Source organism: Terriglobales bacterium, assembly GCA_035624475.1.
In the GTDB taxonomy this organism is placed as follows: Bacteria; Acidobacteriota; Terriglobia; order Terriglobales; family Acidobacteriaceae; genus DASPRL01.
Window position 1 is genome coordinate 1 of the sequence record DASPRL010000048.1, and the last position, 9,462, is coordinate 9,462.

The window sequence follows — 9,462 nt, forward strand, 5'->3', positions numbered from 1 at the left end:
CCTCGAAGCGCGCGAACAGGGCGAAGGCGTCGGCGGTCGAGCCCGCAAAGCCGGCCAGGATCTTGTCGCCGTAGAGGCGGCGGATCCTGCGCGCGCTGTGCTTGACCACGCCTTCGCCCAGGGTGACCTGGCCGTCGCCCGCCATCACCACCTTGCCGTCGCGCCGCACCGAGAGCACCGTGGTGGACCGCACCCGCATGTTTTCTGGCTTTTTCATGATTCCGGCCTCCGATTATAGCAGCGTGCCGCGGCCCCACGGGGAAGGCGCGCCATCCGGCGGTGCGCTACAATCTCGCCTTTGTGTCGGCCCATCCCCAACGCCGCGTGCTGCTCTGCCTGGCCACCGCCGAGCTGCTAGCCATGTCGCTGTGGTTCACCGGGACGGCGGTGCTGCCGCAGCTCGCCCGCCAGTGGCACGCGGGGCTGGACGTCACCTCCTGGCTGACCATCGCGGTGCAGCTGGGCTTCGTAGCCGGCGCCCTGGTCATCGCCGTCTTCAATCTCTCCGACGTCTTCGCGCCCACCCGCGTCTTCGCTCTTTGCAGCGTGGCCGCGGCCGCCGCCAACGCCGCCTTCGCCGCGGTCGCCGGACGCCACGTGGCTGCCGCCATCGCCTTGCGCTTTCTCACCGGGGCCTTCCTTGCCGGCGTCTATCCCACCGGCATGAAGCTGGTGGCAGGGTGGTTCCGCCAGGGACGCGGCCTCGCCTTGGGCGTGCTCATCGGGGCGCTCACCGTGGGCTCGGCCCTGCCCCACGGCGTGCGCGCCCTGGGCGAACTCGACTGGCGCGCGGTGGTGCTCTCCAGCTCCGCGTTGGCGCTCGCGGCCGCCGCCCTGGTCGCCTTCGGGGTGCACGAAGGGCCGTACGCCACGAGCAATCCGCCCTTCCGCTTCACCCAGATCGGGGAGACCTTCCGCAACCGCCGCCTGCGCCTGGCCAACCTGGGCTACCTGGGACACATGTGGGAGCTCTACTCCATGTGGGGATGGATCGCGGTGCTGCTGGCCGCCGCCGGAAGTTCCTATCCGCGCAGCCTGGTGGAGATGGGGGCTTTCTGCGCTATCGCCATCGGGGCCGTGGGCTGCGTGTGGGCGGGCCGCGCCAGCGACGGCCGCGCCGGCGAGCCCTACGAGGGGCACGCGCATCTCTGCCGCCGCGCCCGCGTCACCATCGTGGCCATGGCCGTGAGCGGGGCCTGCTGCCTGCTGGCCGCCGCCGTCTTCCAGCACTTCCTGCTGCTGCTGGCGGTGGCGCTGGTGTGGGGGATCGCGGTGGTGGCCGACTCGGCCCAGTTCTCCGCCATCATCAGCGAGGTCTCGAACTGGTCGTATGTGGGGACGGCGCTCACCACCCAGGTGGCGCTGGGCTTCCTGCTGACCACGGTCTCGCTGCGCCTCACGGCGGCGCTGGCCGCAAGCTCCGGCTGGCGCTGGGCCGCGGCCAGCCTGGCCCTGGGACCCGCGCTGGGCATCCTGGCCATGCGCCGCCTCATGGCGCTTTCCGCCGCGACGCAGCCGGACGCGCAGCGCGTCGCTGCGTCTGCCTCGACTTCCGCAGAACTTGAGTCCTGAGGCTTCCGTCCGTCATATCGACGGCGTCATCCTGAGCGGCTTCCGCCGCGAAGGATCTGGCGCGGGCCACCGCTGCCTTGACGGCACGCGAGATCCTTCGGCCCTGAAGGGCCTCAGGATGACGCCAGCATAAAGGGAGGAGGGCGCAGCGAGGAGCCGGCTCAGCCGCCGGGCCCGTCGTTGGAGACGTAGTGCTCCAGGGAATCCATCTCCTGGCGCAATTCGTCGATCTCGGCCTGCAGCAGGTTGCGGATGGAGAGCATGCCCAGCAGGTGGCCGTCGTTGTCCACGATGGGCAAGTGGCGGTAGTGGCGGTCCACCATGACCTCCAGGGCCTCGCGCGGGCTCATCTCCGGGGTGGCCATCTCCACCGGGGTGGTCATGAGCTGGTGCACGGGGATGCGCTCGGGGTCGCGGCCGCTGAGCGCCAGCTTGCGCAGCACATCGCGCTCGGTGAAGATGCCCGCCACCTTGTGTTCTTCGTCCACCACCGCCACCGCGCCCACCCTCCGCTCCAGCATGAGGCGGATGGTCTCGGCCACGCTGGCCGTGGGCTTCACCGATGCCGGCATCTCGTCGCAGAAGTGCAGGAGGCTCATATGCCCCTCGCCGTTGGGGGAGCATTATCTCCCGCTCTTGGCCGAAGTCAAGCGCCCGCCTGCACCCCGGAGACGAGATTCCCATTGCCTTTTTGTCCCCGCCGGGTAACATAGCCGAACCCCCTACTTAGGTACGACTTGCTCCGGCGCGCCGCGCCGGCCAGGAGGCGCCTATGTTTGCCAGCCCCAGATTGCGCCGGGTGACCGCACCCGCCGTGCTGCTGGCCCTGCTGTTCACCACCCAGATCAGCTTCAGCCGGCCGCCTCATCCCCAGCCGCCTCCCCCTCCCACCGACCGGGTGGAGTTCCGCGTCAGCCTGGACGAGTCGGTGAACCAGATGTGGGCGCAGATGCCCACCGACAGCAGCGCTCCCAACGTCACTCTCATCGGCCAGACCCAGCCCGACTGCGCCAACTCGGCCCTGCGCAAGGCCAAGGTCGCGGTCACCTGGGTCGGCGTCCAGGCTGCCGCCATCCGGGCCCTGGCCCAGACCATGAGCATCGCCAAGGACATCCTGGAAGAGGTGTACGGCGTGAAGTACGTGGGCGTGCTGATGGACGTGGTCAGCGCCTACCTGCAGTCCGACTCGGTCGATGACCTGGTGCAGAAGCTGGGCGAGGTGGCCGTGGATCAGGCCACCAGCGCTGCCGTGGAACACGCCGGTGAGCATATCCAGGAGCACCATCCCGCCGCCGGCAACCCCGCCGAGCCCTACATCCACCGCAAGGCCGCCACCGAGCTGGCCAAGGCCCTCTACAACAACTTGACCGAGACACCCACGACCACGGTGGAGCGCACCTGGGACGATCCCGACTGCGGCCCCATCCAGGTGACCTTCGAGCTGCGCGCCGGCGAGCACGGCCACAAGACCCTCTACTTCCGCGCCTCCGGCGACTGTCACTGCCAGTGGCCCAGCAACCGGGCTGCTCCCGAGCGTATGGGAGCGTTCACCGTGATCGGGGTCGGCGACCTCGCCCCCGGCCGGCCTTACGTGGACGGGACGACGGTGGTCATTCCCTACTCCCTGGCCAGCACCCACTACGACGTGCTGGCCTCCTGCGGCTGCCCGGCGGGCGAGCAGCAGCCTTCCATCACCGAAGGCGGCACTGGCGGCGAGACCCAACCGCCCGTCCATCGCAACATCACCGAGGAGATCTGCGAGCGCCGCTGCCACTCCCTGTGGCTGGCCTGGCAGGATGAGCAGCGCCTCGCCGACTCCCTCGACGCCAACGCCCGCGCCCTGGAGCAGTACCTGGCCCAGGCCCAGCGCGACCTCTCGCAGGCGCAGCAGAACCTGGCCGCTGCCCAAGCCCGCCTGCAGGCCGCCAACGCCTCCATGGAGCGCTACCAGAGCTACGCCAAGGCGCACGGCGTCAACCCCAACATCTTCGGCGAGAGTTACCACGACGCCCAGACCTCCCAACGCAGCGCCCAGGAGGACGTCGCCAAGTACCAGGCCCAGGTCAACCGCCTGACCGCCGAAGTGGCGCGCCAGCAGGCCACCGCCTCCCAGGCCCGCGCCAATGCCAACCAGGAACTGCAGGCCGCCGCCCGCGCCCGCGACGCCTACTACCAGTGCACCAAGAATTGTTACGACCAGGCTCGCATGGCCGATCCCAGCACCGCGTATCCCGACGACGTCCGGGAGTGGATCCAGCAGCATCCCCAGCAGACCTCGGAGCGGCCGCCGAATTCCCGCCCCGGTACCGCCACCTTGGTGGGCGTCGTGGTGCCCAACGACTGCCGTCCCGGAGAACGCTGCTCCGGACGCGTGGTCGAGGATCCCAAGAACTTCCACGGCGTGCCCGCGCTGCGCGTGGTGGAGATGACCGTGCCCGTCCGCCGCGGCGACGACGGCAGGCCCTTGCTGGAAGAATTGAAGCTGCGCATCGGCGATGGCCCAGCCACCGACGGCTCCAGTTGTGCCACCGGGAACGTACCCGCCGGCGGGAACCTGGAGGTGAGCCTCGCTTCCGGCGACTCGCCTGCGGTCACCGAGCGCGTTCCGACCGCCACCGGCGCGCTGCGCCATCCCGCGGAGACCATCCATCCTCAGGACTTCCACACCAACCCGGTCTACCAGCCGGGCACCACCCAGGCCATCTCCGGGCCCTTCACCGGCAGCACCTTCCCCACCCGTGTCTCGGTGGGGGGCAAGCCGGCGGAGATCCTGGCCGAGTCGCCGGGAGCGGTGTACTTCCGCGTTCCCAGCGATCTGCCGCCCGGCGCCAGCGACGTGGTTTGCGAGGAGGGCGCGGCCACCGCCACCCTGCCGGTCAGCGTGCTCCAGCTCGACATGAACGCCGACCGCTTGCACCTGGAGAAGGGCGAGACCACCGCCTTCCACGTGGTCATCTCCGGCCCCGACCGGCTGCCGGAGTCGGCTTGGTCGGGGGCGGCGCCTCCCTCCGATCTGCTCAACCTCGAGGACCTGCGGCGCATGGCGCCCAAGGCCAACCTTCCCGCTCCCGGCAAGGTGCTGGTCATCATCCAGAACGCCTCGCCCGACGTGGTCAGCATGCAGGGCGCCCGCGGGGAAGTGGTCGTGCTGGAGCTCGACCGCAGCGCCTTCGCCGCCGGTCCCTACCGCTACAGCGGGATGCTGCGCTCCAAGCGCGCCGGAGGCTTCGTGGTCAACGCCACCGTGGTTTCGTTCCTGGCCCCGGTGGCCGGCAAATAAGAGCAGGCCAGGAAGGGTACCGAATCCCTGCCTGGCCTGGTCTTTCCCAGGCGGCTCTACTTTTCGCCAGAAGCAGCCCCAAGGGACCGGGTCGCAGCCGAAGGCTTGAACACCTTCCCGTCCTTCATGACGAAGTCCACGTGCTCGAGCACGCGGATGTCCTGGAGCGGGTCGCCCTCGACCGCGATGATGTCGGCGTAGGCGCCGGGCGCGATCACTCCCAGCTTGCCCTTCCGGTCGAGCAGCTCGGCGGCGTTGACGGTGGCGGTACGGATGGCCTGCATGGGCGGCATGCCCAAGTCCACCATGCGCCCGAACTCCTGCGCCTCCGGCTCCGACCAGGCGAAGCCGCCGTCGTCGGTGCCATAGGCGATCTTCAGTCCCGCCTGCATGGCCTTCTGGAACGAGAGCTTGTGCAGCTCGACGCGCAGGCGGTCGCGCTCCGCCTCGGGCGTTCCCGAGGCCGAGGTGTCGTAGTAGTAGACCGAGAGGGTGGGGCAGTACCAGGTGCCCTGGCGCTTCATCTGGGCGATGTTCTCGTCGCTCAGCTCCAGCCCGTGCTCGATGGAGTCGCAGCCGCCGTCCAGCGCCCGCTGCAGGCCGATGCCGTTGTAGGCGTGGCAGGCCACCTTCTTGCCCCAGCCGTGGGCCTCGTCCACGATGGCCTGCAGCTCCTCCACCGTGAGAGTGGGCTGCGAGACCAGCTTGCCATTCTGGGCCCAGGAGCGGTGGGTCATGTACACCTTGATCCAGTCGGCGCCGTTGTCGAGCTGCTCGCGCGCCGCCTTGCGCGCCTCCACCGGGCCGTCCACGATCTGCACGCCCTTGGGCATGGAGGACTCGATCTCGGGAGCGTAGCCCTCCAGCGGGTAGCCGCCGGTGGTGGAGATGGCGCGGGTCACCACGAACAGCCGCGGCCCGGGGATCAGGCCCTCGTTCACCGCCCGCTTGATGCCGATGTCGCCGTAGCCGGCGCCCTCGGTCTCCAGGTCGCGCAGGGTGGTGAAGCCCTGCTCCAGGGCGCGCCGCGCCGCCAGCGCCGCCCGCACCGCCCGGTAGGAGAGCGGGAACTTCAGCAACTGGTCGTCATAGCTGGCCACGGCCGGGTTCTCGCCCTGCAGGAAGATGTGGGTGTGGGCGTCGATGAGGCCGGGCAGCACGGTGGCGCGCGAGAGATCGAGGATGCGCGCGTCCTTGGGGATGTACTGGTCGCTGTACTCGCCCACGCTCTCGATGCGGTTGCCGCGGATGTAGATGGCCACATCGTGGCGCGGCTGGTCGCTGACCCCGTCGATCAGGGTGCCCGCGCGGATCACCGTCACCGGCTCGGCCGCCGGCTTGGTTTTCTCCTGCGCCGGAGCGACTGCCGCCAGCGCCAGAACCACCGTCAGCATTCCCACCCAACGCTGTCTTTGTCGCGTCATGTCTTTCTCCTTGTCTTGCAATGACCCGATGACCCGGTTCCCTGGATGAGCCTATCTGGAGAGCAGCTCGCTCCACAGGGAGGTGAGTTCCACCGCCGCCGCCCCGAAGGGCTGCGGGAGCTCGACCCGCTCCCGGCTCTGCAGGCAGAACTCGGTGGTGGGACCCAGGGTGAGTTGCCGCTGCCACAGCGTGGTTTCGGGCCGCTCCGGCCAGGGCCGCAACTCGTCGTAGAACGACGGATAGCTGGTGCCCCGCGGCTTGGAGAGCCACGTCGCCCAGCGCGCCGCCTTGAACTCGGGACGCCCCGCCACCAGCCGGTACACGCCGGCGGTGCCGCCGCGGGCCAGTTGTGCCACCTGGTCGTGCGGAGCCTGGCGCGCGCCCGAGACCGCAGCCTCGTTCAGCGTGCCCAGGGCAGCAAAGTCGTCGATCAGGTACCAGTCCTCATAGCCGAGCCCCTGCGGCAGCCAGCCCGCTCCCGTCACGCGCAGCGCCGCCGAGCCCCGGAAGCCCTCCGGGGGATGCGTCCCCAGCGCGCGATGGAAGGCGCGCAGCGCCTCCTCGTAGCGCCCGGCCGCCGCCGCCGAGTCCGCCCAGTGCCAGAAGACGTAGGCCAGCATTCTCCCTCCCGGGTGAAGCGCGCATTAAACCACAACCGGGGCGCGCCCGACCCACTTTCGTCACTTGCTTTTGCCCGCCGACCTGCGCTAAAGAATCGCGCAGCCGGGGAGGACAGGGCCATGCTTCCTGAATCCCATCCGCTGCAGCGGTTGTTCCAGGAGTTGGTGAGCCACCACTACGCGGGGATGCTGGGCCTGCGCGATCCCCAGATCAGCGCCTACGTGGCCTCGGTGCTCACCGAATTCTGCGAGGCCGAGCAGCTCTACAAGATCCGCGACGCCGCCGGCCGGCCCCTGGACGACGTGGGCTGCATGCTGCTGGAGTCCGATCCCGTCTACGGTCCCGCCCCCTCCTTCGACCGCGAGCGCCAGGTGCGCAAGCACATCGGCGACTTCACCCTCTTCTTCACCGGCATGTTCCCAGAGAGCATCCAGCACTGGCGCCTGCGCCGGCACCGCCTGGAAGGCTTCGTGGACTTCATGAAGGCGGGCAAGGAGAGCTACTACATCGTCTCCAAGTTCGAGCACTTCGAGTACGCCAAGGTGGCGCCGCTGTTCGCACGCCTGGCCGCCGAGTTCGAGAGCTGCGTCTACGGGCTCAACCTGGTGAAGAACGACCTGGCCGAGATGCAGCATCCCATCGTCCGCCGCACCACCGAGCTTCTGATGTAACTGGGAACCGGCTACTGGGAACCGGGAACTAGCTTGTAGAAGCTCAGCACCGCGTCGCCCTGCTCCAGCTTGCGATAGCGGCTGAGCCTGCCGAATCCATCTCCCGGATCGAAATGCTGGTCGTGTTCCGCCACCACTACGCTGGTTGTTTTCAGCAGCTTCGACTTCGCCAGTCGCTCCAGGGTCTCGTGGTACGCCGCCTCCATGCGGTAGGGAGGATCGAGGAAGAAGAAGCCGCACTCCACACCTGCGGCCTCCAGCCGCTCGAGTCCGGCTGCCGCTTCGCGCTCCACGATCTCCGCTCCCTGCGCGATCCCCAGCGCCTTCAGGTTGGCGCGGATGGCGGCCGCGGCCGCCTTGGCGCTCTCCAGGAAATACACCTGGCGCGCGCCGCGGCTGAGCGCCTCGATGCCCACCGCGCCCGTGCCCGCGAAAGCGTCGATCCACACCGAGCCGGCCAGCACTTCCGGCCGGCCCGCCGCCAGCACGTTGAACAGCGTCTCCCGCAGCCGGTCGGAGGTGGGACGCACCTCCAGCCCGCGCGGCGCGCGCAGCGCCCGGTGCCGGTATTTGCCCGCGATCACCCGCATGGTTCGAGCGTGAGGCTAAAAGCTGAGACTCGGAGCCTCTAATGTATACAATGATGGCGATCGCTTCGGAACCAGACTGCCGCTTTCCATGAAGACCTGGTCCATCTCCGCCGGGCGGATCTTTGGCGTGGAGCTTCGCATCCACGTCACCTTCCTGATCCTGCTGGCCTTCATCTGGGTGACGGAGTGGCCGGACCAGGGCCTGGCCGGCGGCGGCCGCGGCCTGGCGCTGGTGGGCATCGTCTTCGCTGCGGTCATGCTGCACGAATTGGGACACGCCCTGGCCGCGCTGCAGGCGGGCGTGGCCATCGACGCCATCCTGCTGCTGCCCCTTGGGGGCATCGCCATCACCGACGGCTCCGCCCTCTCTCCCGGGCGCCCCGCGGCGCCGGCAGCCTCCACCCGCCTGGGCCTGCTGGGCTGGCGCAGCCGCGAGATCCGCATCGCCCTGGCCGGACCCTTGCTCAGCCTGGCCGCCGGCGGCTTCGCCGCGGTCATGATCCTGGCGGTGGCGCCCGAGATCCGGCTGTGGGAACGGCCCTTCCTGACCTCCAGCAACCTGCTGCGTGCCCTGGTGTGGGCCAACCTGGGCGTGGGGCTGCTGAACCTGCTGCCCGCCTATCCCCTGGACGCCGGGCACGTGCTGCGGGCGCTGCTGGCGCGCCGCCTGGAATTCGCGCGCGCCACCCGCCGCGCCGTCTTCGTCGGCCAGATCGCCGCCATGCTGCTCATGCTGGGCGGCTTCCTGCTGCTCGCCCGCGACCGCACCTCCGGGATGTGGCTGGTGATGACGGGCGTCTTCCTCTCCATGGCGGCGCAACTGGAGGAGCGCACCCTCATCTTCCACTCCGTGCTGCAGAACGTGCGCCTGGAAGACGTGATGCTCACCGACTTCTCCACTCTCTCCCCCGCCGACACCCTGGAAGATGCGCTGGCCAAGGCCGTCCACACCCTGCAGGACGACTTCCCGGTGGTGCGGGGCAGCGACATGGTGGGCATCGTCTCCCGCCACCGGATCGTGGACGCGCTGCGCGCCGACGGCAACGCCTACGTGCAGTCGGTGATGACCCGGGTCTTCGACGTGGCCGCCCGCGGCGAATCCCTGGCCTCCATCTTCCGCCGCATCACCAGCCAGGGGCTGACCATCGTGCCGGTGGTGGAGCAGGGGCGGCTGGTGGGCATCGTCACCCTGCAGAACCTCACCCACAGCATGGGCCTGCTGGCGGAGAGCCGGCGGCTGCGGCAGGCGGAGCGGGAGTTGGATCTCTAGACGTCAGACCTCAGACGCCAGACCTCAGTCGGG

The 9,462-nt window shown here is 69.4% G+C and carries 9 protein-coding genes; 4 read left to right on the forward strand and 5 right to left on the reverse strand.

The genetic code is table 11. The features are described from left to right. Positions 1–217: HslU--HslV peptidase proteolytic subunit (locus VEG08_02255; GenBank protein ID HXZ26800.1), on the reverse strand; the 217-nt coding region annotated here is incomplete at its 3' end. 83 nt (positions 218–300) lie between these two features. Between VEG08_02255 and VEG08_02260 the strand changes: the two genes are divergently transcribed. Then, positions 301–1,572: an MFS transporter gene (locus tag VEG08_02260; GenBank protein HXZ26801.1), complete on the forward strand. Its 1,272-nt coding sequence runs from the start codon at positions 301–303 to the stop codon at positions 1,570–1,572. 161 nt (positions 1,573–1,733) lie between these two features. Here the strand turns inward: VEG08_02260 and VEG08_02265 are convergent, their stop codons facing one another. Beyond that, positions 1,734–2,171 carry a CBS domain-containing protein gene (locus VEG08_02265; GenBank protein ID HXZ26802.1) on the reverse strand — a complete coding sequence of 146 codons (438 nt, stop codon included), beginning with the start codon at positions 2,169–2,171 and terminating at the stop codon, positions 1,734–1,736. Positions 2,172–2,344: 173 nt separating this feature from the next. On the opposite strand from VEG08_02265, the gene VEG08_02270 reads away from it, so the two are divergent. Next, a complete protein-coding gene (locus VEG08_02270; protein HXZ26803.1) occupies positions 2,345–4,852 on the forward strand; it encodes a hypothetical protein in 2,508 nt (835 codons plus the stop codon). 56 nt (positions 4,853–4,908) lie between these two features. On the opposite strand, the gene VEG08_02275 is transcribed toward VEG08_02270, so the two are convergent. Beyond that, a complete protein-coding gene (locus VEG08_02275) occupies positions 4,909–6,276 on the reverse strand; it encodes an amidohydrolase family protein (GenBank protein HXZ26804.1) in 1,368 nt (455 codons plus the stop codon). Between the two features lie 51 nt (positions 6,277–6,327). Beyond that, positions 6,328–6,897, reverse strand: coding sequence for a hypothetical protein (locus tag VEG08_02280; protein HXZ26805.1), 570 nt, complete (start codon positions 6,895–6,897; stop codon positions 6,328–6,330). Positions 6,898–7,017: 120 nt separating this feature from the next. Here VEG08_02280 and VEG08_02285 point away from each other — a divergent pair, with 120 nt between their 5' ends. Next, a complete protein-coding gene (locus VEG08_02285) occupies positions 7,018–7,569 on the forward strand; it encodes a hypothetical protein (GenBank protein HXZ26806.1) in 552 nt (183 codons plus the stop codon). 11 nt (positions 7,570–7,580) lie between these two features. Here VEG08_02285 and rsmD read toward each other — a convergent pair whose 3' ends face one another. Further along, a complete protein-coding gene (gene rsmD / locus VEG08_02290; protein HXZ26807.1) occupies positions 7,581–8,159 on the reverse strand; it encodes a 16S rRNA (guanine(966)-N(2))-methyltransferase RsmD in 579 nt (192 codons plus the stop codon). An 88-nt stretch (positions 8,160–8,247) separates the two neighbouring features. On the opposite strand from rsmD, the gene VEG08_02295 reads away from it, so the two are divergent. Beyond that, a complete protein-coding gene (locus VEG08_02295; GenBank protein ID HXZ26808.1) occupies positions 8,248–9,429 on the forward strand; it encodes a site-2 protease family protein in 1,182 nt (393 codons plus the stop codon). The last annotated feature ends 33 nt before the right edge of the window (positions 9,430–9,462 follow it).

What these genes read in the sequence shown, in the direction of transcription:
- VEG08_02265 (HXZ26802.1), bottom strand. Translation starts at nt 2,171, where the DNA reads ATGAGCCTCCTGCACTTCTGCGACGAGATGCCGGCATCGGTGAAGCCC.
- VEG08_02270 (HXZ26803.1), top strand. Translation starts at nt 2,345, where the DNA reads ATGTTTGCCAGCCCCAGATTGCGCCGGGTGACCGCACCCGCCGTGCTG.
- VEG08_02275 (HXZ26804.1), bottom strand. Translation starts at nt 6,276, where the DNA reads ATGACGCGACAAAGACAGCGTTGGGTGGGAATGCTGACGGTGGTTCTG.
- VEG08_02280 (HXZ26805.1), bottom strand. Translation starts at nt 6,897, where the DNA reads ATGCTGGCCTACGTCTTCTGGCACTGGGCGGACTCGGCGGCGGCGGCC.
- VEG08_02285 (HXZ26806.1), top strand. Translation starts at nt 7,018, where the DNA reads ATGCTTCCTGAATCCCATCCGCTGCAGCGGTTGTTCCAGGAGTTGGTG.
- rsmD (HXZ26807.1), bottom strand. Translation starts at nt 8,159, where the DNA reads ATGCGGGTGATCGCGGGCAAATACCGGCACCGGGCGCTGCGCGCGCCG.
- VEG08_02295 (HXZ26808.1), top strand. Translation starts at nt 8,248, where the DNA reads ATGAAGACCTGGTCCATCTCCGCCGGGCGGATCTTTGGCGTGGAGCTT.